17 protein-coding genes are annotated in these 22265 nt (G+C 71.9%); 6 read left to right on the top strand and 11 right to left on the bottom strand.

Annotation, left to right across the window (positions count from 1 at the left end; genetic code table 11):
• Positions 1-5: 5 nt before the first annotated feature.
• From V3T34_RS09435 to V3T34_RS09455, 5 genes are all read right to left on the bottom strand, one after another.
• On the bottom strand, positions 6-1364 hold the full coding sequence (locus tag V3T34_RS09435) for a class-II fumarase/aspartase family protein (RefSeq protein ID WP_305079450.1): 1359 nt from the start codon (positions 1362-1364) through the stop codon (positions 6-8).
• A gap of 4 nt (positions 1365-1368) precedes the next feature.
• Positions 1369-2202 (bottom strand): 3-oxoadipate:acetyl-CoA acetyltransferase, encoded by an 834-nt coding sequence (locus tag V3T34_RS09440; protein WP_305079449.1) that lies wholly within the window; start codon positions 2200-2202, stop codon positions 1369-1371.
• A gap of 288 nt (positions 2203-2490) precedes the next feature.
• The gene (gene pcaG / locus V3T34_RS09445) at positions 2491-3126 is read right to left on the bottom strand and encodes a protocatechuate 3,4-dioxygenase subunit alpha (RefSeq protein WP_060845765.1); all 636 of its coding nucleotides are present in this window, start codon (positions 3124-3126) and stop codon (positions 2491-2493) included.
• Positions 3127-3147: 21 nt separating this feature from the next.
• Entirely contained in the window at positions 3148-3876 is a 729-nt protein-coding gene (pcaH, locus tag V3T34_RS09450) for a protocatechuate 3,4-dioxygenase subunit beta (protein ID WP_091744581.1), read from the bottom strand.
• Positions 3877-4013: 137 nt separating this feature from the next.
• Positions 4014-4826: an IclR family transcriptional regulator gene (locus V3T34_RS09455; RefSeq protein WP_060845767.1), complete on the bottom strand. Its 813-nt coding sequence runs from the start codon at positions 4824-4826 to the stop codon at positions 4014-4016.
• Positions 4827-4927: 101 nt separating this feature from the next.
• Between V3T34_RS09455 and V3T34_RS09460 the strand changes: the two genes are divergently transcribed.
• Positions 4928-5830 (top strand): DMT family transporter, encoded by a 903-nt coding sequence (locus V3T34_RS09460; protein WP_060845768.1) that lies wholly within the window; start codon positions 4928-4930, stop codon positions 5828-5830.
• A gap of 45 nt (positions 5831-5875) precedes the next feature.
• Here V3T34_RS09460 and V3T34_RS09465 read toward each other — a convergent pair whose 3' ends face one another.
• Both V3T34_RS09465 and V3T34_RS09470 read right to left on the bottom strand, forming a co-directional pair.
• Positions 5876-7501 carry an alpha-D-glucose phosphate-specific phosphoglucomutase gene (locus tag V3T34_RS09465; RefSeq protein ID WP_305079447.1) on the bottom strand — a complete coding sequence of 542 codons (1626 nt, stop codon included), beginning with the start codon at positions 7499-7501 and terminating at the stop codon, positions 5876-5878.
• A gap of 94 nt (positions 7502-7595) precedes the next feature.
• Complete coding sequence (locus V3T34_RS09470; protein WP_331369150.1) at positions 7596-9875, bottom strand: bifunctional diguanylate cyclase/phosphodiesterase; 2280 nt, start codon at positions 9873-9875, stop codon at positions 7596-7598.
• 370 nt (positions 9876-10245) lie between these two features.
• On the opposite strand from V3T34_RS09470, the gene V3T34_RS09475 reads away from it, so the two are divergent.
• Positions 10246-10779, top strand: a complete 534-nt coding sequence (locus V3T34_RS09475) for an ankyrin repeat domain-containing protein (RefSeq protein ID WP_305079445.1) — start codon at positions 10246-10248, stop codon at positions 10777-10779.
• A 98-nt stretch (positions 10780-10877) separates the two neighbouring features.
• Here the strand turns inward: V3T34_RS09475 and V3T34_RS09480 are convergent, their stop codons facing one another.
• From V3T34_RS09480 to V3T34_RS09490, 3 genes are all read right to left on the bottom strand, one after another.
• Complete coding sequence (locus V3T34_RS09480; protein ID WP_091885367.1) at positions 10878-11954, bottom strand: lysylphosphatidylglycerol synthase domain-containing protein; 1077 nt, start codon at positions 11952-11954, stop codon at positions 10878-10880.
• On the bottom strand, positions 11951-12292 hold the full coding sequence (locus V3T34_RS09485) for a (2Fe-2S) ferredoxin domain-containing protein (protein ID WP_288588778.1): 342 nt from the start codon (positions 12290-12292) through the stop codon (positions 11951-11953). The genes V3T34_RS09480 and V3T34_RS09485 overlap by 4 nt, the downstream gene beginning before the upstream one ends.
• Positions 12293-12535: 243 nt before the next feature.
• The gene (locus V3T34_RS09490) at positions 12536-14503 is read right to left on the bottom strand and encodes a YgiQ family radical SAM protein (RefSeq protein WP_305079460.1); all 1968 of its coding nucleotides are present in this window, start codon (positions 14501-14503) and stop codon (positions 12536-12538) included.
• A 474-nt stretch (positions 14504-14977) separates the two neighbouring features.
• On the opposite strand from V3T34_RS09490, the gene hutH reads away from it, so the two are divergent.
• The gene (gene hutH / locus V3T34_RS09495) at positions 14978-16516 is read left to right on the top strand and encodes a histidine ammonia-lyase (RefSeq protein ID WP_331369151.1); all 1539 of its coding nucleotides are present in this window, start codon (positions 14978-14980) and stop codon (positions 16514-16516) included.
• A complete protein-coding gene (hutG, locus tag V3T34_RS09500; protein ID WP_305078640.1) occupies positions 16513-17337 on the top strand; it encodes an N-formylglutamate deformylase in 825 nt (274 codons plus the stop codon). Before hutH ends, hutG begins: the two co-directional genes overlap by 4 nt.
• Positions 17338-17453: 116 nt before the next feature.
• Here hutG and parE read toward each other — a convergent pair whose 3' ends face one another.
• Positions 17454-19556, bottom strand: a complete 2103-nt coding sequence (gene parE, locus V3T34_RS09505) for a DNA topoisomerase IV subunit B (protein WP_305078639.1) — start codon at positions 19554-19556, stop codon at positions 17454-17456.
• A 304-nt stretch (positions 19557-19860) separates the two neighbouring features.
• Between parE and V3T34_RS09510 the strand changes: the two genes are divergently transcribed.
• Positions 19861-20064, top strand: a complete 204-nt coding sequence (locus tag V3T34_RS09510; RefSeq protein ID WP_091744564.1) for a hypothetical protein — start codon at positions 19861-19863, stop codon at positions 20062-20064.
• Positions 20065-20443: 379 nt separating this feature from the next.
• The gene (gene treZ, locus V3T34_RS09515; protein WP_305078638.1) at positions 20444-22264 is read left to right on the top strand and encodes a malto-oligosyltrehalose trehalohydrolase; all 1821 of its coding nucleotides are present in this window, start codon (positions 20444-20446) and stop codon (positions 22262-22264) included.
• Position 22265 lies beyond the last annotated feature (1 nt).

Below are 22265 nucleotides of genomic sequence, written 5' to 3' on the forward strand. Positions count from 1 at the left end.
TCGTTTTACGCGGAGTGCAGGAAGGCGGCGAGGCGCGAGACGTCCGCCAGCGCCCGGTCGGCGGTGCGGGCCCCGGCCCGGATGGCGGGGGTGAGGTCGAAGGCGGGCTCGACGTCGGCGCCCGCCGCCTCGGGCCGGGCGCGCAGCACCTCCCGGAGCGAGCCTTGCCCGTCGCGGACCGCGCCGGCGGCCTCCTCGACCAGGGCATGGGCGGCCTTGGCGCCGATCACGGGCGCCAGCCGGCTCGCTGCGGCGTCGGCGAAGAGGAGGCCCTGCGTCACGTCGAGGTTGCGAAGCATCCGCCCAGGGTCGGGGACCAGCCCCTGGGCGAGGCCGCGGGCCTCGCGCAGCGCTCCCGAGGCGAGGCCGAACAGGGTCGGCAGGGCGTGCCACTCGGCGTGCCAGGCGCCGGCCGGCCGCTCGTGGGCCGCCGCCATCCCGTCGAGCAGGGTCAGGCTGGTGCCCTTGGCGGCGCCGAAGGCGGAGAGGATCACCGTCGAGGAGACGGGATTGCGCTTGTGCGGCATCGCCGAGGAGCCGCCGCGGCCCGGCACGTAGGGCTCGGCGACCTCGCCGACCTCGGTGGTGGCGAGATGCGCGACATCGGTGGCGAACTTGGCGAGCGCCCCCATCAGCAGGGCGAGCCACGAGCCGGTCTCGGCGATGCGGGCGCGGCGCGTGTGCCAGGGCGCGAGGTCGGGATGCAGGCCCAGCGCGGCGGCGAAGCCGTCGCCGACCGCTTCCGCCGCCTCGCCGAGGCCCGCGAGCGTGCCCACGGGGCCGCCGAGCGAGGCGGTGAGGACCCGGTCGCGCAGGGCCGGCAGCAGGGCCGCCACCTCGGCGATGCCGAGCGCCCAGATCGCCGCCTTGAACCCGAAGGTGACCGGGGCCGCATGCTGGCCGTAGGTGCGCCCGACGCACGGGGTCTCGCGGTGCTGGCGCGCCAGGGCGGACAGCCCGTCGAGGATCGCCTTCAGGTCCGCCGCGACGAGGTCGAAGGCGTCGCGGACCTGAAGCACCAGGGCGGTGTCGGCGATGTCCTGGGTGGTGGTGGCCTTGTGGAAGGCGGGCTCGAGCTCGGGCGGCAGGGCGCCCTGCACCGCCTTGACGAACGGGATCACCGGCACGCCGGACACGGCGGTGCGCCGCCCGAGAGCGGCGGGATCGAGCGCCGCCGCGCCGATCGCCTCGATGGCGGGGCTGAGGGACGCCGGCACGAGGCCGGCCTCGGCTTGCGCCCGCGCGAGGGCCGCCTCGGCCCGCAGCATCGCCGCCACCCGGGCCTCGTCGGCGAAGACGGCGCGCATGGCGTCCGTGGCGAAGAGGGGCCCGAGCAGGGCGGAGTCGAGGGCCGAGAGCGTCATCGGATCAGGCCACGGGCTTCAGGTGGAGCTGGGCGCGGGCCTCCGCCGCGGTCGCGACCTTGCGGTTGTGGCGCGTCACCATCTCGGCGGCGAGCGAGACCAGCTCGGCGTTGCTCGCGGCGAGCCGGTCCTTCGTCACCCGGATATTGTCCTCGAGGCCCGTGCGCACGGCGTCGGCCCCGCGGGCGAGCGCCCAGCCCATGACGCGGGCCTGCTCGCGGCCGATGCCGGCGGCGGTCCAGGTCGCGCCCGGGATCACCCGGCGGGTCTCGGCGAGCAGGATGTCGAGCAGGTGCTCCTCGGCCGGCATCGCGTTCTTCACGCCCATCACGAACTGGACGTGCGGATGGGCGTCCATCAGCCCCTCCTCGATCAGCCGCTTGGCGCCGTGGATGTGGGAGAGGTCGAAGATCTCGATCTCGGGCCGGATGCCGTTCTCGCGCATCGAGCCGGCGAGGTTGTCGACGAGCGTCGCGTGGTTCTCGTAGACGATGCTCGGGAAGTTGACCGAGCCGGTCGAGAGCGAGGCCATGTCGGGCCGGTGGACCAGCGAGAGGCCGCGCGCGCTCGGATCGCGGCCGCGGCCGCCGGTCGAGAACTGCACGATCATGCCGGGGCAGTGCTTGCGCACGCCCTCCTGCACCGCCGCGAACTTGTCGGGGTCGGAGGAGGGGGACTCGTCGTCGTTGCGGACGTGGATGTGGACGAGGGTGGCGCCGGCCTCGAAGGCTGCGTGCGTGGATTCGACCTGCTCGGCGACGGTGGTGGGCACCGCCGGGTTGTCCTTCTTGCGCGGGACCGAGCCGGTGATCGCGACGGCGATGACGACGGGGTTCATGGGGGGCTCCTGGGGTTATTTTTGGCTCTGTCGCCACGATGAGACGTGAGGACGCGACCGAGTGATGGTCTTCCGCTCCTTCCCACCTGCAACCTCATCCTGAGGTATTGACGATCTTCGATCGCTGGCGATCACAGATCGCACGCGATCGAAGATCGACTGACCTCGAAGGAGGGTTCCAGAAATCTTAGTCATCTCTGGAGCCCTCCTTCGAGGCCGCTATGCGGCAACTCAGGATGAGGTCGTGGGTGGGATGAGGAGTCGTGTGTCAGGCGGATGGGGCGAAGCTCACACGTCGAAGAACACGGTCTCGTTCGGCCCCTGCAGGTAGATGTCGAAGACGTAGACGGTCGTCCCATCCCGCTCCTCGCGCTTCGCCAGCAGGCTGTCGCGCAACGGTCCGCGCTCGACGAGGTTCAGCACCGGGTCGGCGGCGTTGGCCTCGACCTCGTCGGCGAAGTAGAGCCGGGTCTGGAGGCCGATATTGATGCCGCGGGCGGCGATCCAGAGGTTGACGTGCGGTGCCATCGGGCGGTGGCCCTTGCGGCCCTCGACCGGGCCGGGCTTCACCGTCTCGAAGAACCACAATCCGGTGTCGAAGTCCGAGCCGGTGCGGCCCCAGCCGCGAAACGTTTCGTCGAGGGGCTTGCCCTCCTGGCGGTCGGCCGGGTGGTTGTAGCGGCCCGCGGAATTGGCCTGCCAGATCTCCAGGAAGGCGTCGCGCACCAGGGAGCCGGCGCCGTCGAAGACCCGCCCCTCGATCCGGATGCGCTCGCCCTTGGTCTCGGGCCCGGCGAGCACATTGGTGAAATTGGTCTCGAAGATGTCGAACCCGGCCTGGTGCGGGATCAGCCCGATATGGACGTAGGGACCCGCGGTCTGGGACGGCGTCTCCTGGAGACGAACGGGAAGCGGCTGGACCATCGGTTCAGTTCCCCTCAACTCTCAATTTCCCTGGAGCTTGTTCTCGAACAGCGTCTGCTGGCGGCCGCGCAGCACGATGTCGAACTTGTAGGCGAGCATGTCGAGCGGCACCGCGGCGCCGAGGTCGAGGGGGGCGATCAAGCGCTCGGCGGCCGAGCGGTCGGGGATGCCGAGCACCATCGGGTCGCGCCAGATCAGCGGGTCGCCCTCGAAGTACATCTGGGTGATGAGGCGCTGGGCGAAGCCGGAGCCGAACACCGAGAAGTGGATGTGCGCCGGGCGCCAGGAATTGAGGTTGTTGCGCCAGGGATAGGGTCCGGGCTTGATCGTGCGGAAGTAGTAGAAGCCGTTCTCATCGGTGATCGTCCGGCCGCAGCCGCCGAAGTTCGGGTCGATCGGGGCGAGGTAGCGGTCGTTGCGGTGGCGGTAGCGCCCGCCCGCATTGGCCTGCCAGAACTCGACCAGGGTGTGGGGGATGCCCCGGCCGTTCTCGTCCCGGACGTGGCCGTGGACGAAGATCCGCTCGCCGATCGGCTCGCCCTCGCGGGCGTAGTTGAGGATCAGGTCGTTATCGAGCGCGCCGAGCTCCGAATGCCCGAAGGCCGGGCCGGTCACCTCCGACAGGGAGGATTGCAGCGAGATCATCGCCCGGCGCGGCGAGCGCAGCACGCTGGTCTTGTAGTCCGGCGTGAAGGCCGGCGGGTGGATCGAGCGGTCCCTCTGCAGGAACTCGCTGTCGGCGTGGGTCATCGCTTCCTCCTGGGGGCCTTCCGGGGCCCGTGACGGGTCGTGCGAGGGGAAGAACCCCCGGTGGCTCTTGGCGGCCCGGTCGTTCGACGCGCCCGCGGGACTTACCACCGTCCCGGGGCCCGAGCCATTTCAGGGCGTCATCCGGACGCGACGGGGGCCCGGCCGCCGAGCGCCCCGAGATACTCGGAGAAGGCGCCGACCGAGGAGAGGTCGGCGGCAGCGGCGAGCAGGTCCGGCGCGATGGCGTCGCGCTGCGCTTCCGTCAGGCGCAGGCTCGGGCCGGCGACGCTGAGGTTGCCGATGGCGCGCCCGGTCTGCGGATGCACGATGTTGGCCGCCATCGCGGCGGCGCCCGGCGTGTTGGTGTCCCGCACCCAGGCGTAACCCCGGGCGCGGGCCTCGTTGACCAGGGCCATGAGCGCCGCGACCGTGCGCGGCGCGTTGGGGCCGAACTCCTCGGGGGTGCCGAGGCCCTGGCGCATCACGAGGCCGAGCGCCTCCTCGTCGGTCAGGCTCGCGAGCCAGGCGATGCCGGTCGAGCTGGTCGAGAGGCGCGCCTCGGTGCCCATGTCGCCGTCGTAGCGCAGGCCGGTGCGGGCGCCTTGCGCCTTCGCCACCCAGACGAGGCGCGGGTAGTCGACCACCGCGAGCCGCGCCAGCTCGCCGCTGACATCCGCCAGCCGGTCGAGCACCGACTGGGCGATGTCGACGACGCCGGTGCGCGAGAGGTGCTTGAGGCCGAGCGTGGCGAACTTGGTGGTCAGCAGGTAGCGCCCGGTCTCACCGTCCTGGACCACGTAAGAATGCTCGGCGAGCTCGGCCAGCAGCCGGTGGGCGCCGCTCTTGGGGATATCCAGCGTCTCGGCGATGGTCTGGAGGGGCAACCCGCGCGGATGGTTCGCGAGGAGCTCCACCAGGTCCAGGGCGCGCCGCAGCAGGGAGCCGGCCATCTCTCGTGCTCGAATTCCGCGCTCTCAAATCTGGAACGCAGTTCTGGATTTGAATGGAGTTCCGTTCTAAGTCAAGGGAGCGAACGAGAGAGGAAGCGGGCATGCGCGGCACGGGCCAGCACGAGACCCTGACCGGCATCGCCCTGATGGTGAGCGCGGTGGCGGGCTTTGCCAGCATCGACGCCTCGGCGAAGTTCCTCAGCGGGACGATGAGCCCGATGCTGATCGTGGCCCTGCGCTACCTCGTCAGCTTCGTCATCGTGGCGGGCTTCCTCGCCGGGCGGCGCGACATCGTCGGGCTGATGCGCACGCGCCGGCCGGGCCTGCAGGTGCTGCGCTCGCTGTGCCTGGTGACCGCCACGATGTGCTCGTTCGTGGCCCTGCGCTACCTGCCGCTGGCGCAGGTCACCTCGATCACCTTCGCGTCGCCCCTCGTCGTGGCGCTGATCGCCGGGCCGCTGCTCGGCGAGCGGATCGGCTGGCGCCGGGTAGCGGCGGTGCTGGTCGGATTCTCCGGGGTCCTGGTGGTGAGCCGGCCGGGGCTCTCGGGCATGCACCCGGCGGCTTTGCTCGCGGTCGTCACCGCGCTCGTCAACGGGGTCTACATCGTGGTGACGCGGATGCTCGCCGCCTACGACCCGCCCGAGACCACGATGTTCTATACCGGCCTCGTCGGCTCGGTGCTGACCGCGCCGGCCCTGCCGTTCCTGTGGCAGACCCCGACCGAGGCCTCGACCTGGATCGGCATCGCCTCCGTCGGCTTCTTCGGGGCGCTGGGGCACTGGCTGCTGATCCTGGCGCACCGTCGGGCCCCGGCCTCGACGCTGGCGCCCTTCGCCTACGCCCACCTGCTCTGGGCGGTGCTCCTCGGCATCCTGGTCTTCGGCCATCTGCCCGATCACTGGACGGTGATCGGCGGCGCGGTGGTGGCGGCCTCCGGGCTGTACCTGCTCTATCACGAGCGCCCGCGGGTCGTGCCGCCGGGGGAGGAAGGGGCGGTGTAGCACCGCCGCTCCCTCCCCCGCGCAAGGGGAGGGGTCGGGCCCGCCCTACGTCACGACCGACGGCTCGGTCCGGCCGGTATGCTGGACGATCCCGGCGATGGCCTCCGCCGCCGCCACGACGGGCGCCAGCATCTCGGCGGTCGGCGCATCGAGCCGGTCCTTCGAGAAGCGCTCGAGATAGACCCGGAGCGTCGCCCCGACCGTGCCGGTGCCCGACAGGCGGAAGACCACCCGGGCATCCTCGCGAAACAGGATCCGCACGCCCTGGCGCGCGGTCACCGAGCCGTCGACCGGGTCGGTATAGGCGAAGTCGTCCGCCGCCTCGACGGTGAGCCCGCCGAAGCTCCGCCCCGGCAGCCCGGCGAGCTTGTCGCGAAGCGCGCTCATCAGACCCTCGGCGGCGGCGCTCTCCACCTCCTCGTAGTCGTGGCGGGCGTAGTAGTCGCGGCCGTACGTCGCCCAGTGGTCGCGCACCACCTGGTCGGCGGGCTTGCCGGTCGCGGCAAGCAGGTTGAGCCAGAGCAGGACCGCCCAGAGCCCGTCCTTCTCGCGGACGTGGTTCGAGCCGGTGCCGGCGCTCTCCTCGCCGCACAGCGTGATCCGCCCGGCATCGAGCAGGTTGCCGAAGAACTTCCAGCCGGTCGGGGTCTCGAAGGCCGGAACGCCGAGAGCGGCCGCGACCCGGTCGGCGGCGCGGCTCGTCGGCATCGAGCGGGCGATGCCGGAGAGACCCGCCTCGTAGCCCGGCGCCAGATGCGCGTGGGCGGCCAGGATCGCCAGGCTGTCGCTCGGCGTGACGAACAGGTGGGGCGCCACGATCATGTTGCGGTCGCCGTCGCCGTCGGAGGCCGCACCGAAATCGGGCGCGGACGGGCCGGTCATCTCGACCATCAGGTCGTGGGCGTGGACCGGGTTCGGGTCCGGGTGGTGTCCGCCGAAATCGGGCAGCGGCTCGGCGTTGATCACCGTGCCGGCGGGGGCACCCAGACGCCGCTCCAGGATCTCCACCGCGTAGGGGCCGGTCACCGCGCTCATCGCGTCGAAGCGCATCCGGAAGCCGGAGCGAAAGAGCGCCGCGATGGCCGGGAAGTCGATCAGCGTCTCCATCAGGGCGGCGTAATCCGCCACCGGATCGATCACCGTGACGGTGGCCTCGCCGAGCGCGACGTCGCCCGGGGTGTCGAGGTCGATGTCGGCGGCCTCGACGATGCGGTACTCGCCGATCGCCTTGGTGCGGGAAAAGATCGCCTCGGTGACCGGCTCGGGGGCGGGACCGCCGTTGCGGCCGTTGAACTTGATGCCGAAATCGCCCTCGGGGCCGCCCGGGTTGTGGCTCGCCGAGAGCACCACGCCGCCGATCGCGCCGTACTTGCGGATCACGCAGGAGGCGGCGGGCGTCGAGAGCAGGCCGCCGCGGCCGACCAGGATGCGCGAGAAGCCGTTGGCCGCCGCGATCTTCAGGGTCGTCTGCACTACCTCGCGGTTGAGGAAGCGCCCGTCGCCGCCGACCACCAGCGTCGTGCCGGCCCGGTCGGGCAGGCAGTCGAAGATCGCCTGGACGAAGTTCTCGACGTAGCGCGGCTGGCGGAAGACCGGCACCTTCTTGCGCAGGCCCGAGGTGCCGGGCTTCTGGTCGGGAAAGGGCTGCGTGGGGACGGCCTTGACGGTCATGGAGTCTCGTCTCGGGAAGAGGCGGCGGGACCGGACGGCCCCGCCTGCCCGGCTTATGCCGCCTCTTGCCCGCGCCGGCCAGCCCGCGCGCCGCTCATGCCGCGTCCTCGGCGGCGTCCGGCTCCGCCGTCAGGTGCTGGAAGCCGCCGATCGGGCCGGGACGGCCGATCAGGTAGCCCTGCGCCTCCTGGCAGGCCTCGGCGCCCAGGAAGGCGAGCTCGGCCGAGGTCTCGACCCCCTCGGCCAGGACCGGCAGGCCGAGGCCCCGGCCCAGCCCCAGCACGGTGCGCACGATGGTGGCGGCCTGCTCGCTCGAATCGACCGAGCGGGTGAAGGAGGCGTCGATCTTGATCTTGTCGAACGGGAAGGCGCGCAGGTTCGACAGCGACGAGTAGCCGGTGCCGAAATCGTCCATGGCGATGCGCACGCCGAGCGCCTTGATCCGCCGCAGGGTGGTAAGCGCCCGGGGCAGGTCGCGGATCAGCGCCGTCTCGGTGATCTCCAGTTCGAGCCGGGCCGGCGACAGGCCGGTGGCGAACAGGATCTCGTGGACGAGTTCGGCGAAGCCCGGGGCGTGGAGCTGGACCGCCGAGACGTTCACCGCGATGCGCAGCGGCTTGTCCCAGGAGGCCGCCTCGCGGCAGGTCTCGCGCAGCACCCACTCGCCGATGGCGAGGATGCTGCCGGTCTCCTCGGCGATCGGGATGAACAGGTTCGGCGGGACGGTGCCGCGCTCCGGGTGATGCCAGCGCAGCAGCGCCTCGAAGCCGACGGCCTCGCCGCTGTCGATGCGGGTCTGCGGCTGGTAGACCACCCGCAGCTCGCCCCGCTCGACGGCATGGCGCAGGTCGTGCTCGATCTGGCGCCGCTCGCGCACCTGCACGCCCATCCGCGCCTCGTAGAAGCGCAGGCGCCCGCGTCCCTCCTGCTTGGCGCGGTAGAGGGCGGTGTCGGCCTGGACCATCAGGGTCTCGGCGTCGTCGCCGTCATGCGGGTAGACGGCAAGGCCGAGGCTCGCGGCGGCGATCGCCCCGGCCGGGCCGGTCTCGGCCTGGCGCAGGGCCGCCAGGATCGCCTCGCCCAGGACTTCGGCACCGGCCGCGTCGAGGTTCGGGGCCAGCACGGCGAACTCGTCGCCGCCGAGCCGCGCCAGCATCTGGCCGGGGGCCAGCACCCCGGCGATGGCGGCGCAGACCGAGCGCAGCAGGGCGTCGCCGGCCGCGTGGCCGAACAGGTCGTTGACCTCCTTGAACCGATCGAGGTCGGCGCAGAGCACCGCCAGCGGCCGCCCGGCGGCCTGGGCGAGCGCGATCTCCTGTACCAGCCGGTCGTTGAAGCTTGCCCGGTTCGGCGCGCCGGTCAGGGCGTCGTGATGGGCGAGGTAGGCGATCCGCGCCTCGGCACGCTTGCGCGCCCGCAGGTCGCGCACCGCCATCGCCGCGTGCGGGCGGCCGGCGAAGTCGATGACGCGGCGGATCACCTCGACCGGGACGAGCGTGCCGTCGGCGCGGCGCAGCTGCGCCTCCGGCACCTCGACGTCCTCGTCGGTCCCGGGCCGGAGCGGGTCGGCCGCCTCGCCCAGGATGGCCGAGAGCGGCTGGCCGGTGAGCGCGTCGGGAAGCACGCCGACGAGGTCGGCGAAGCTGTCGTTGACGGTGACGATGCGGTCGCCGTCGCAGACGACCAGGCCCTCGACGGCGGCGTTGGCGAGGCCGCGCATCCGGTCGCCCTCGAGCGCCGAGCGGCGCTCGTCGCGCAGGTGCAGCCACAGGCCCGCGAAGGCGAGGACGAGGATCGTGATGCTGCCGACCGCGACCGCGGCCGCCATCATCTCCACCGGCACCGCGGTGCCAGAGAGCGCCCGGCTCGGATCCGGCTCGATCACCGCGGCGGTCATCGCGGTGAAGTGAAGGCTGCAGATCCCCGCGACCATCAGGCCGGCCCCGAGCACCTTCGTGCGCATCGAGCCGTCGCGCAGGGTGGTGGCGAGCGCCAGGCTGCCGAGCCCGGCCCCGGCGACGAGGGCCGCCCCGACCAGGACCGGATCCCAGGCGATGCGGCCCGCGACCTCGAAGGCCGCCATGCCGGTGAAGTGCATCGCGCCAACGCCGACGCCGATCTGCGCGCCGCCGAGCCAGGGGGCGGCCGGCAGGCCGGGCCGCAGCGCGATCCAGAACCCGGCCGCCGTCATGCAGACCGCGATCATCAGCGACAGCCCGGTCAGCCCGAGGTCGTAGGCCGAGGCGAGGCCGGGCGAGAAGGCCAGCATGGCGATGAAGTGGGTCGCCCAGATCCCGGTGCCGCCGGCGAGCGCCCCGGTGAGCAGCCACAGCCTGCGCGCCCTGCCGGCGTGGCCGCGCGCGTAGTCGAGCAAGGTCAGGCTAGTTGCCGCAGCGAGATTGCACACAACCGCAGCGAGCAAAACGAGCTTGAGATCGTGATTGTGGGCGATGCAATCGTAGAGGGCGGTCACAACGGGCGTCTCTCTAGGGAGATCTGTGTCGCGAGAGACGTACGCCTCCGGTGATGAACTTACAGTCGGTCATTTGGTCGTTCGGCCTGATTCCCGGGCGTGTAGTGAATGCAGACCTAATGGGCTCGATCAATCCCGGGGCGAGCGGATCGCGGCCGCCTGCGTCGTGATGGGGCGACCGTCCCGGCCGGGTATCCGCTCGGTAGGGGGCACCACTTGGCGGCACGGGCCCCCGCCCGATATCCCGCGCCGAACACGACGGATGAGAGCGATGCAGAACGACGAGCCCGGCGCCCCGGCGCGCCCGACCCTGGACGAGGACACGATCGCCTTCGCGGGCCGGGTCTTCGGCTATGCGCGCCTCGGTCACCACGCGGAGCTGGGCGAGCTTCTCGGCATGGGGATGCCGCCGAACCTGCGCAACGACAAGGGCGACACGCTCCTGATGCTCGCGGCCTATCACGGCCATGTCGAGACCGTCGGCGTGCTGATGGCGCACGCGGCCGACCCGGAGATCGCCAACGACCGCGGCCAGACCCCGCTCGCCGCGGCGGCGTTCAAGGGCGCGCTGCCGGTGGTGCTCGCGCTCCTCGACGGGGGGGCGGCGGTCGACGGGGCCGGGCCGGACGGGCGCACCGCCCTGATGGTCGCGGCGATGTTCAACCGGGTCGAGATGGTGGAGACTCTGCTCGCCCGCGGCGCCGACCCGGCCCGCCGCGACGCCGGCGGCCTCACCGCCGAGGCCGCGGCCCGCGCGATGAGCGCTCCCGACACGCCGGACGTGCTGGCCCGCGCGGCGCGCTAGAGCATTCTTCAGCGGCGCGGATGCCGGTTCGTCGCAGACAATGAGGCAGAATCAAAGACCTGGAGAGCTTCGCGATTGCAGCGCGATCGTGAGGCTCTCTAGATCGCGGGTGGGGCGGCGGGCGGGACCATCAGCCCGCGCCGGGCCTCGATCATCTGCCAGGCCAGGAGCGCCGGCAGGCCCAGCACGACGTCGGGCACGCGCTTGACCAGGGACAGGGCGAGCGCCGTGTGGGGATCGATGCCGAACAGGCTGCCGAGGAGCACGAAGCCGCCCTCCTGGACGCCGAGCCCGCTCGGAACCGGGAAGGCGGCCGACTTGATCGCCTGGCTCAGGGATTCGAGGACCACCGCCTCGGCGAACGTCACGCCCTCGATGCCGATGCAGCGCAGCGCGATCCAGATCTCGAGGGCGCCCAGGAACCAGGCCGCGAGGTGGAGGAGGAAGCCCTCCGCCAGCGGCAGCCCGCGACGACGGTCCCAGACCGCATCGAGCGCCGCCTGGACGCCGCCGCCGACCGGCGCCGCCCCGCCCTCGGCCGCGAAGCGGCGGGCGAGCGCGCTCACCCGGCGCTCGACGAAGGCGGCGCCGCCGTAGCGCTGCACGGCGAAGAACGCGGCCAGCACCACGCCGCTGAGCGCCAGGCCCTTGGCGCACCACGCCGCGAGGGTGGCCGCCTGCTCGCCCTCGAGCCGCGAGAGCAGGACGACGCCGGTCAGCGCGAACAGCGCCTGGGTGACGACCTGGAAGAACATGTCGACCAGGATGCCGGCGGCGCTCGCCGCGCCCGTGACGCCCCAGAAGGTGAGGAGACGCGCGCCCAGCACCTCGCCGCCGACCGAGGCGACGGGCAAGAGCACGTTGACGCCCTCGCGCACGAAGCGCAGCAGCACGAACGGGCCGGAGGCGAGCCCGACGAGGCCGGAGAGCACCCGGGCCCAGGCGATACCGCACAGCCCGACGATCACGACCCGCACCAGCACCACCGCGACGATGCCGAGCACGCCGACGCGCCCGAAGGCGTCCGCCACCGCCCCGACGTCGTTGGCGGCGACGAGCCACAGCGCCAGGACCACGCCGACCGCGGCGCCGAGGAGCGGCACCCGCCGCAGCAGGCGCCGGCCGAGGCTCGGGCGACGGGCCTCGGGGTGCGGGACCGCGTCGCCCGCCGTCATCGGTCCCCGTCCCGGGCCGGCAGCAGGGCGTCGAGCATCGCCTCGGCGGAGAGCGTCGGATCGAGCACCAGGAGGCGGCCCTCGCCGAGAGAGCCGGCGGTGGCGAGCGTGAGGCTGCGCTTGGGGCACAGGCCGAGGCAGCCGGTCTCGACCACCCGCACCTTGCGGCCGCGACGATCGGCCTTGAGGGCCCGCTTCAACCCGCCCCGCACCGCCTTGGCGCCGACGCCCTGACGCTTGGCGCATTTGGCGCACACCATCACGATCTCGGCGAAGGGGGCGGAAGCCGCCTTGGCCGGTCCGCGTTTCGTCACCGCCAGCTTGCTCACGCGGGTCACCGTCTCCCGTTCCGCGATCCATCCGAGCCGGAGTTACCCTCCGGCCGATGCGCGTGCAACGCGCGGCATGGACGCGGCCGAGCATCCCGCCCGGGGACGCGCACCCGCCCACGCGGCCGGCATCCGACGTCCGCGGGATCGCGTCGCGATGCGCAAATCGGCTTCGCTCGCGCGGGGAAGGCCGGCGACTCCACCGCGCGGGCGGGTGATGCGACTTCCGGAAGCCGTCCTCCGGAAGACGTCTCACTTCCTGATCGGTACGCCCTTCGTGGTGAACCGCTGCCCGGTCGGCTGGCGCGCCGGCCGCTGCGGTCCGCGCGCCTTGCCCGCGCCAGCCTTGCCCGCACCCAGGCCCGTCCCCGGCGGCTGCGAGAACGGCACGAGCTGGTCGGGCCGCGGCCCGATGAGGTCGGTGCGGCCCATCTCCCGCAGCGCCTCGCGGAGCAGGGGCCAGTTCTCGGGGTCGTGGTAGCGCAGGAACGCCTTGTGGAGGCGGCGCTGGCGCAAGCCCTTGATCGCCTCGACCGGCTCGCTGCCGCCGCGCCGCACGCCCTTCAGCGTGTTGACCTCGGTATGGTACATCGCCGTGGCGGTCGCCATCGGCGACGGCAGGAAGGTCTGGACCTGGTCGGCGCGGTAGTCGTTCTTCTTGAGCCACAGCGCGAGCTGCAGCATGTCCTCGTCGGTCGTGCCGGGATGCGCCGCGATGAAGTACGGGATCAGGTAGTATTTCTTGCCCGCCTGCTTGGCCGCCTCGTCGAACATCTCCTTGAATCGGTCGTAGGTGCCGATTCCCGGCTTCATCATCAGGTCGAGGGGGCCGCGCTCGGTGTGCTCGGGCGCGATCTTCAGGCGGCCGCCGACGTGGTGGGTGACGAGTTCCTTGACGTATTCGGGGCTGCGGACCGCGAGGTCGTAGCGCACGCCGGAGGCCACCATCACCTTCTTGACGCCCTTCACCTCCCGGACCTTGCGGTAGAGCCGGATCAGGTCGTCGTGCGAGGTGTTGAGGTTCGGGCAGATGTCCGGGAAGACGCAGGACGGCAGACGGCAGGCCGCCTCGATCTTCGGGTCCTTGCAGGCCATCCGGTACATGTTGGCGGTCGGCCCGCCGACATCCGAGATCACGCCGGTGAAGCCCGGGGTCTTGTCGCGGATCCGCTCGATCTCGCGCAGGATCGAGCCCTCCGAGCGATTCTGGATGACGCGGCCCTCGTGCTCGGTGATCGAGCAGAAGGTGCAGCCGCCGAAGCAGCCGCGCATGATCGTCACCGAGAACTTGATCATGTCCCAGGCGGGGATCTTGGCGTCGCCGTAGGACGGGTGGGGCGCCCGCGCATAGGGCAGGTCGTAGACCGCATCCATCTCCGCGCTGGTGAGCGGGATCGGCGGCGGATTCAGCCACAGGTCGCGGTCGCCGTGGCGCTGGACGAGCGGGCGCGCGTTGCCGGGATTGGCCTCCCGGTGCAGCACGCGCGAGGCGCGGGCATAGGCCTCCTTGTCGTCCTTGACGACGTCGTAGGCGGGGAGCCGGATCACGGTCTCGCCGGCCTTGCGGGAGGCGGCCTCGTCGGCGGAATCGAGGTCGTCGGCGGGCAGCTCGGTATAGTGCTCGGGCACCCGGCGAAAGAGGGCGACGCCCCGGACCGAGTCGAGCTCGTGCGGCGCCTCGCCGGCGGCGAGGCGGTTGGCCACCTCGACCACGGCGCGCTCGGCGTTGCCGTAGAGGAGGAGGTCGGCCTTGGCGTCCGCCAGGATCGAGCGGCGCACCTTGTCGGACCAGTAATCGTAGTGCGCGATCCGGCGCAGCGACGCCTCGATGCCGCCGAGCACGATCGGCACGTCCTTGTACGCCTCGCGGCAGCGCTGCGTGTAGACGATGGTGCAGCGGTCCGGCCGCTTTCCGCCCTCGCCGCCGGCCGTGTAGGCGTCGTCGTGGCGCAGGCGCCGGTCCGCCGTGTAGCGGTTGACCATCGAATCGAGGTTGCCGCCGGTGACGCCGAAGAACAGGGTCGGCCGGCCGAGGGCCTTGAACGGCTCGGCCGACTGCCAGTCCGGCTGCGCGATGATGCCGACCCGGAACCCCTGCGATTCGAGCAGCCGGCCGATGATGGCCATGCCGAAGCTCGGATGGTCGACATAGGCGTCGCCCGTCACCAGCACGATGTCGCAGGCGTCCCACCCGAGCGCCGTCATCTCGGCGCGGCTCATCGGCAGGAACGGCGCGGCCCGTCCGCGGGGCGGCGACGCGCAGGTCAGCGGCGCCACGGTCGTCGGGACGTGGGGGGCCGGGAGGTGGGGGGCCGGGAATCCGGGGGCCACGGATCGTTCGGCGGAATCTCGGAGGTCCATGGCGCGCATGAATAGGCCGCCGGGGCCGCGAGATCAACGAATGGCAGGCATGAGGCCGGCCGACCGGCTGACCGCCCGGCCGCCACCCGGCGCCTTTCAACCCTAGACATGACACGCGGTGCCGCACCGCGCCCCGGGTCGCAGGCCCCCGCATGGCCCGGCTCGCGCTTGCCAAGCCTCGTTACATGTCTATACATATTAGGACACCAACGGCGCATCGCCGCGCTCGCCTGCGTCGATCGGGCGGGGCACGGGTGGTCGTCGGCGACGGCGCGGCCGCGTCGTCCTTACCCTGCGCCCCGCGCGCGTCGTCGAGCGAACGAGGACCTCGCCATGACCCTGACCTTCCATCCGGGACACGTGTCGCTCCAGGACCTCGAGCGCGTCTATCGCGACGGCGTGGCGGCGCGGCTGGATGCGGGCTGCGATGCCGCCATCGAGCGGGGCGCGGCCCGGATCGCGGCGATCGCCGAGGGCGAGGCGCCGATCTACGGGATCAATACCGGCTTCGGGAAACTGGCCTCGATCCGGATCGCGCCCGGCGACCTCGCCACCCTCCAGCGCAACCTGATCCTGTCGCATTGCTGCGGCCTCGGCGAGCTCCTGGAGCCGGACGTGGTGCGCCTCGTGATGGCGCTGAAGCTGATCTCGCTCGGCCGCGGCGCGTCGGGGGTGCGGCTGGCGATCGTGCGCCTCATCGAGGCGATGCTCGCCCGCGGCGTCGTCCCGGCCATCCCGGGCCAGGGCTCGGTCGGCGCCAGCGGCGACCTCGCGCCGCTCGCCCACCTGGCCGCCGTGATGATCGGCGAGGGCGAGGCCTTCGTCGCGGGTGAGCGGATGCCGGGCGGCGAGGCGCTGCGGCGCGCCGGGCTCGAGCCGGTGGTGCTGGCCGCCAAGGAAGGGCTCGCGCTCATCAACGGCACGCAGGTCTCGACCGCGCTGGCGCTGGCCGGGCTGTTCCGCGCCTTCCGGGCGCTGCGGGCCGCCCTCGTCACCGGCGCGCTGTCGACCGACGCGGCGATGGGCTCCTCCGCCCCGTTCCACCCCGAGATTCATGCGCTGCGGGGCCATCGCGGGCAGATCGAGGCCGGGGCGGCCCTGCGCGCGCTCCTCGACGGTTCGGCGATCCGCGAGAGCCACGTCGAGGGCGACGAGCGGGTCCAGGATCCCTACTGCATCCGGTGCCAGCCCCAGGTCGTGGGCGCCTGCCTCGACCTCCTGCGCCAGGCCGGCCGCACCCTCGAGATCGAGGCCAATGCCGTCACCGACAACCCCCTGGTCCTGTCCGACGGCGAGGTCGTGTCGGGCGGAAACTTCCATGCCGAGCCGGTCGCCTTCGCGGCCGACCAGATCGCGCTCGCGGTCTGCGAGATCGGCTCGATCGCGCAGCGCCGGATCGCCCTCCTGGTCGACCCGGCCCTGTCCTTCGGCCTGCCGGCGTTCCTGGCGCGCAAGCCCGGCCTGAATTCCGGGCTGATGATCGCCGAGGTGACCTCGGCGGCGCTGATGAGCGAGAACAAGCAGCGGTCTCACCCGGCCTCGGTCGATTCGACGCCCACCTCCGCCAACCAGGAGGACCACGTCTCGATGGCCTGCCACGGCGCCCGCCGCCTGCTGGCGATGACCGAGAACCTGTTCGGCATCCTGGGCATCGAGGCCCTGGCGGGCGCCCAGGGCGTCGAGCTGCGCGGCCCGCTGCGGACGAGCCCGGAATTGGAGCGGGCGCTCGCGGCGATCCGCGCCGCAATCCGTCCGCTCGATGAGGACCGCTACCTCGCGGACGACCTGCGGATCGCCGCCGGCCTGGTGGCGCAGGGCGCGATCGACGCCAGCCCGTCGCCCGGCATCCTGCCGGGTCTGGAGGCGGCATGAGCCCGGTCTCCGCGAGCCCGGCCGAGGTCGCCCGGGGCTCGTCGCCGGTCATCCTGGCCCTGCCCCATACCGGCACGGACGTTCCGGCCGACATCCTCGCGCGGCTGAACGACGAGGGCCGCCGGCTGCGCGACACCGACTGGCACATCCACCGGCTCTACGACGGGCTGCTCCCGGACGCGACGACCGTGCGGGCGACGTTCCACCGCTACGTCGTCGATGCCAACCGCGACCCGTCCGGTACCAGCCTCTATCCGGGGCAGAACACCACCGGCCTGGTTCCCGTCACCGATTTCGACGGTGCCCCGATCTGGCGGGACGGCGCGGGCCCGGACGAGGACGACGTCGCCGACCGGATCGCGCGCTTCCACGCGCCCTACCACGCCGCGCTCGCCGCCGAGGTCGCGCGCGTGCGGGCGCTGCACGGGATCGCGATCCTGTACGATTGCCACTCGATCCGCTCGCGGATCCCGTTCCTGTTCCCGGGCACGCTGCCGGATTTCAACATCGGCACCGACGGCGGGCGGACCTGCGACCCGGCGATCGAGCGCGCGGCGGCCGAGACCTGCGCGGCCGCCGCCGGCTACACGAGCGTCGTCAACGGCCGTTTCCGCGGCGGCTGGACGACACGCCACTACGGCCGTCCCGAGTCCGGGATCCACGCGATCCAGATGGAGCTCGCGCAGGGCTCGCACCTGGCGACGGAAGCGCCGCCTTTCACCCTGGACGCGGGCAAGGCCGCGCGGCTGCGGCCGGTGCTCGCCGCCGTCCTGGGCCGCCTCGAAGCGATGGCCGGCAACCTGAGGAACGCCGCGCCGTAACGGGCGCGGCGTACGGCCGAGGGAGACGGGGCGAAAGCCCCCGACGGATCCCGGGTTCGCCGGGGCCTGCGAGCGCCGGACGAGGCCGGGCAGGCCCGTGGGGGCACCCCGGCGTGTCAGATGTCGAGCTCGATCTCGTCGGCGAAGACCGCGCGCTCGGAGATGAAGGCGAAGCGGGCCTCGGGCTTGTTGCCCATCAGACGCTCGACCGTGTCGCCGGTGGCCTCGCGCGCCTCCTCCACCACCTCGACCCGCAGGAGCGTGCGCTTCTTCGGATCCATCGTGGTCTCCTTGAGCTGCCCGGGCATCATCTCGCCGAGGCCCTTGAAGCGCCCGATCTCGACCTTGCCCGACTTGAAGGTCGTCTTGAGCAGCTGCTCCTTGTGGCGGTCGTCGCGGGCGTAGGCGCTCTTCGCGCCCTGCGTCAGCCGGTAGAGGGGCGGGACCGCGAGGTAGAGGTGCCCGCCCTCGATCAGCTTCGGCATCTGCCGGTAGAAGAAGGTGATGAGCAGCGAGGCGATGTGGGCGCCGTCGACGTCGGCGTCGGTCATGATGATGACCTTCTCGTAGCGAAGGTCGTCGTGCCGGTACTGATTGCCGAGGCCGCAGCCCAGCGCCTGGGTCAGGTCGGACAGGAGCTGGTTGGCCCCGAGCTTGTCCCGGCTCGCCGAGGCGACGTTGAGGATCTTGCCGCGCAGGGGCAGGATCGCCTGGGTGGCGCGGTCGCGCGCCTGCTTGGCCGAGCCGCCGGCCGAATCGCCCTCGACGATGAAGATCTCGGAGCCGGCGGCCCCGGCCTTCGAGCAATCGGCGAGCTTGCCCGGCAGCCGCAGCTTGCGGGTCGCGGTCTTGCGGGCGACCTCCTTCTCCTGGCGCCGGCGCAGGCGCTCCTCGGCCCGGTCGATCACCCAGTCGAGGAGCTTGTTGGCCTGGACCGGGGAGGCGGCGAGCCAGTGGTCGAAGGCGTCGCGGATCGCCGCCTCGACGATGCGGGAGGCCTCCAGCGTCGCGAGCTTGTCCTTGGTCTGGCCCTGGAACTCGGGCTCGCGGATGAAGACCGACAGCATCGCCGCGCAGGTCGCCATCACGTCGTCGGCGGTGACCGAGGCCATCCGCTTGACCTGGCCCACCCGCTCGGCGTGGTCGCGCAGGCCCCGCAGCAGCGCCACCCGCATCCCGCTCTCGTGGGTGCCGCCCTCCGGCGTCGGGATGGTGTTGCAGTAGGACGAGGAGAAGCCGTCGTCGTTCGACAGCCAGACCATCGCCCATTCGAGCGAGCCGTGGCTGCCGGGCTTCGTCACCTTGCCGGCGAAGACGCCGTCGGCGACCAGGTCCTTGCCGTCGATCTCGCGGGCGAGATAGTCCTTCAAGCCGGCCGGGAAGCGGTGCACGGCCTCGGCCGGCACGTTCTCGACGCCTTCCAGCAGGCTGGGCGCGCAGCGCCAGCGGATCTCGACCCCGCCGAACAGGTAGGCCTTCGAGCGCGCCATCTTGAACAGGCGGCGGGGATCGAACCTGTGCTCGCCGAAGATCTCGGCGTCGGGATGGAAGCGCACCTTCGTGCCGCGCCGGTTCTGCACCCGGCCGATCGTCTCGATCGGCCCCTGCGCGTGGCCGCGCGAGAAGGTCTGGCGGTAGAGCGTCTGGTTGCGGGCGACCTCGACCTCGAGCACGTCCGAGAGGGCGTTCACCACCGAGATGCCGACGCCGTGCAGGCCGCCCGAGGTCTCATAGACCTTCGAATCGAACTTACCGCCGGCATGGAGCGTGGTCATGATGACCTCGAGCGCCGACTTGCCGGGAAATTTCGGGTGCGGGTCGACCGGGATGCCGCGGCCGTTGTCGGTCACGACGAGGCAGCCGTCCTCCTGCAGCTCCACCTCGATGAAGCTGGCATGCCCCGCCACCGCCTCGTCCATCGAGTTGTCGATCACCTCGGCGAAGAGGTGGTGCAGGGCCTTCTCGTCGGTGCCGCCGATATACATGCCGGGCCGGCGCCGCACCGGCTCCAGCCCCTCCAGCACCTCGATCGCCGAGGCGTCGTAGCCGGCCTCCGCGGCGTCCGCGGGCGGGGGCACGGCGACCGGCTTCGTGCGCTTGAGCGCGTCCGCCTTCAACGGATCCGCGGGCGGCTTTCCTTCGAGAGGCTTGCCTTCGGGAGGCTTTCTTTCGGCAGGCTTGGCGCCCGCGCCGAACAGGTCTCGTGCGGCCTCGCTCACGCGACGGCCTCGCGGTGGGGGAAGGGCTCTGGCAGCATTCGAGGTCATCCTCTCCCTATACCGGAACAAACGCGGAACAAAAAGGGGCTTCCGGTGGCTTCGGGCGTGGCATGGTCGCGTGGGGCGGCCGGTCCGGGACCGCCGCGCCGCAGAACCCGTACCAGAGTCACCGAGACGTAAACAAATTCCCTTAAGGTCCGGTGACGCGCACGGGCTCGGCCGGAACCTGGGCCATGACCGCCCGTTGTCGAAGCGGCCGCGCGATCGCCGGCCGGACAGGCCGCGCCGCAGGAGCGACCCGACGATGAGAGCCGCCAGACGCCAGGTTCGCCACAGCCGGACCCGCCACCTCACCCTCGCCCGGGCCGAGCAGGCCGCCGGCCAGGCCTTCGGCTTCGCCGAGGAGGGTGTCGCCGCAGCGACCGTCGGCCTCGGCCGGATGGCGATGACGGCGACCGGGGCTGCCCTGGCGGTGGCGCTCGCCGCGACCCTGGCCTGGGCGTTCTGAGGTCGGCGCGCGCCCGGCCGCACTTCTCCTCGCGCTCGCCCGCCTCGCGGGTCTTCGCGTTTGCCCGCTCCGCGGGCCGGACCGCTTGTGCCAATCTCCGGGAATCCGGACGCCACTCCAAACCGGATCAGGCGCGCCTTGGCTCGCCGCCACGGCGATTCGGCGAAAATCCCCGGGTGCTTGCCGGCCGGCCATTGCCGGGAGGATCGCCCGCCTTAGCTCCCGCGGCAAGCTCGGCCCTCTCAAGCTCGGCTATTGCAGCTCCGGCCTTTCGCAGTGCGGAACCTGGGCAGGCCGGCTGAATTTCTCAGAGCGAGACGGCACCCCACGCCGCTCGCCCTCGCTTTTTGCCCTCACTTTTTCGAAGGATGGTGGCCCGATGCGGCGCGCCCACAGCATGCCATTCGGTGCGGAGATCGGACCGGAGGGCGTGCGTTTCGCCCTATGGTCGCCGACCGCGACGAAGGTCGCCCTGGTGCTCGACGGGAACGAGCATCCGCTGCCGGATTCGGGCGAGGGCTGGCGCCATCTGACGGTGCCGGGCGTGCGCGCCGGGGCTCGCTACGGCTACCGGATCGACGGCGATCTCGTCGTGCCCGACCCCGCCTCGCGCTTCCAGCCCGAGGACGTCTCGGGGCTGTCCGAGGTGATCGACCCCGCCGCCTTCCCGTGGACCGACGGCGCCTGGAAGAGCCGTCCGTTCGAGGAGACGGTGATCTACGAGGTCCATGTCGGGACGGCGACGCCCGAGGGCACCTACGCGGCCCTCGCCGACAGGCTCGAGGCCCTGCGCGACCTCGGCGTGACCGCGATCGAGCTCCTGCCGCTGGCCGACTTCAAGGGTAGCCGCAACTGGGGCTACGACGGCGTGCTGCCCTACGCGCCGGATTCGGCCTACGGCACGCCCGACGACCTGCGCCGCCTGGTCGACCGCGCGCACGGCCTCGGCCTGATGGTCTTCCTCGACGTGGTCTACAACCACTTCGGCCCGGCCGGGAACTACCTCAACGCCTACGCCAAGACCTTCTTCACCGAGCGCCACCAGACGCCCTGGGGGGCGGGCATCAACTTCGACGGCAAGACCAGCGGCCAGGTGGTGCGGGACTACTTCGTCCACAACTCGCTGTACTGGCTGGAGGAGTTCCACGTCGACGGCCTTCGCTTCGACGCGGTCCACGCGATCCAGGACGATTCGGAGAAACACTTCCTCGGTGAACTCGCCGAGCGCATCCGGGCCGCGTTCCCCGACCGGCCGATCCACCTGATGCTGGAGAACGAGGCCAACCAGGCCTCCTGGCTCGAACGCGGGGCCGCCGGCCGGCCGCGCTTCCACAGCGCGCAATGGGCCGACGACACCCATCACGGCTGGCACATCCTGCTCACCGGCGAGGAGGCGGGCTACTACGAGAGCTTCTCCGACAAGCCGGCTGCCCACCTCGCCCGCAGCCTGGCGGAGGGCTTCGCCTACCAGGGCGAGCCCTTCAAGACCCTCGACGATCACCCGCGCGGCGAGCCCTCCGGCCACCTGCCGCCATCCGCGTTCGTCACCTTCCTGCAGAACCACGACCAGGTCGGCAACCGGGCGCTCGGCGAGCGCCTGAGCCATCTCGCCGAGCCCGACAGGCTGGCGCTGGCCCGGGCCGGCCTGCTGCTCAGCCCGCAGATCCCGATGCTGTGGATGGGCGAGGAATGGTCGGCCTCGACGCCGTTCCTGTTCTTCGTCGATTTCGCTCCCGACGAGGAGCTGAACAAGGCGGTGCGCGACGGCCGGCGTCGCGAGTTCAAGAGCTTCGCGGCCTTCGCCGACGAGGAGAAGGCGAAGACGATCCCCGACCCCACCGCGGAGGAGACGTTCCGGCGCTCGACCCTCGACTGGGCGGAGCGCGACAGCTCGCCCCACCGCGAGGTCCTGGCCGACACGACCGCGCTCCTGGCCCTGCGCCAGCGCGAGATCGTGCCGCTGACGAAGACCGCCTGGCAGGGCGGGCGCTACGTCCTCCCGCGGCCGGACGTCATCGACGTCACCTGGTCCTATGCCGGGGGCGATCTGCGCTTCGTCGCGGCGTTCGGGGGCGAGCCCTTCGCCCTCCCGAAGCCTCCCGGCCGCGTCGTCTGGCGCTCGCCCGGCGTGACGGACGGCGAGAGCGGTTCCCTGGTCCTGCCCGCCTGGTCGGGCGTGTTCGTGAAAGAGGTGCGTTGAG

This window comes from Methylobacterium ajmalii (assembly GCF_036448855.1).
GTDB lineage: Bacteria > Pseudomonadota > Alphaproteobacteria > Rhizobiales > Beijerinckiaceae > Methylobacterium > Methylobacterium ajmalii.

What these genes read in the sequence shown, in the direction of transcription:
- V3T34_RS09435 (WP_305079450.1), bottom strand. Translation starts at nt 1,364, where the DNA reads ATGACGCTCTCGGCCCTCGACTCCGCCCTGCTCGGGCCCCTCTTCGCC.
- V3T34_RS09440 (WP_305079449.1), bottom strand. Translation starts at nt 2,202, where the DNA reads ATGAACCCCGTCGTCATCGCCGTCGCGATCACCGGCTCGGTCCCGCGC.
- pcaG (WP_060845765.1), bottom strand. Translation starts at nt 3,126, where the DNA reads ATGGTCCAGCCGCTTCCCGTTCGTCTCCAGGAGACGCCGTCCCAGACC.
- pcaH (WP_091744581.1), bottom strand. Translation starts at nt 3,876, where the DNA reads ATGACCCACGCCGACAGCGAGTTCCTGCAGAGGGACCGCTCGATCCAC.
- V3T34_RS09455 (WP_060845767.1), bottom strand. Translation starts at nt 4,826, where the DNA reads ATGGCCGGCTCCCTGCTGCGGCGCGCCCTGGACCTGGTGGAGCTCCTC.
- V3T34_RS09460 (WP_060845768.1), top strand. Translation starts at nt 4,928, where the DNA reads ATGCGCGGCACGGGCCAGCACGAGACCCTGACCGGCATCGCCCTGATG.
- V3T34_RS09465 (WP_305079447.1), bottom strand. Translation starts at nt 7,501, where the DNA reads ATGACCGTCAAGGCCGTCCCCACGCAGCCCTTTCCCGACCAGAAGCCC.
- V3T34_RS09475 (WP_305079445.1), top strand. Translation starts at nt 10,246, where the DNA reads ATGCAGAACGACGAGCCCGGCGCCCCGGCGCGCCCGACCCTGGACGAG.
- V3T34_RS09480 (WP_091885367.1), bottom strand. Translation starts at nt 11,954, where the DNA reads ATGACGGCGGGCGACGCGGTCCCGCACCCCGAGGCCCGTCGCCCGAGC.
- V3T34_RS09490 (WP_305079460.1), bottom strand. Translation starts at nt 14,503, where the DNA reads ATGAGCCGCGCCGAGATGACGGCGCTCGGGTGGGACGCCTGCGACATC.
- hutH (WP_331369151.1), top strand. Translation starts at nt 14,978, where the DNA reads ATGACCCTGACCTTCCATCCGGGACACGTGTCGCTCCAGGACCTCGAG.
- hutG (WP_305078640.1), top strand. Translation starts at nt 16,513, where the DNA reads ATGAGCCCGGTCTCCGCGAGCCCGGCCGAGGTCGCCCGGGGCTCGTCG.
- V3T34_RS09510 (WP_091744564.1), top strand. Translation starts at nt 19,861, where the DNA reads ATGAGAGCCGCCAGACGCCAGGTTCGCCACAGCCGGACCCGCCACCTC.
- treZ (WP_305078638.1), top strand. Translation starts at nt 20,444, where the DNA reads ATGCGGCGCGCCCACAGCATGCCATTCGGTGCGGAGATCGGACCGGAG.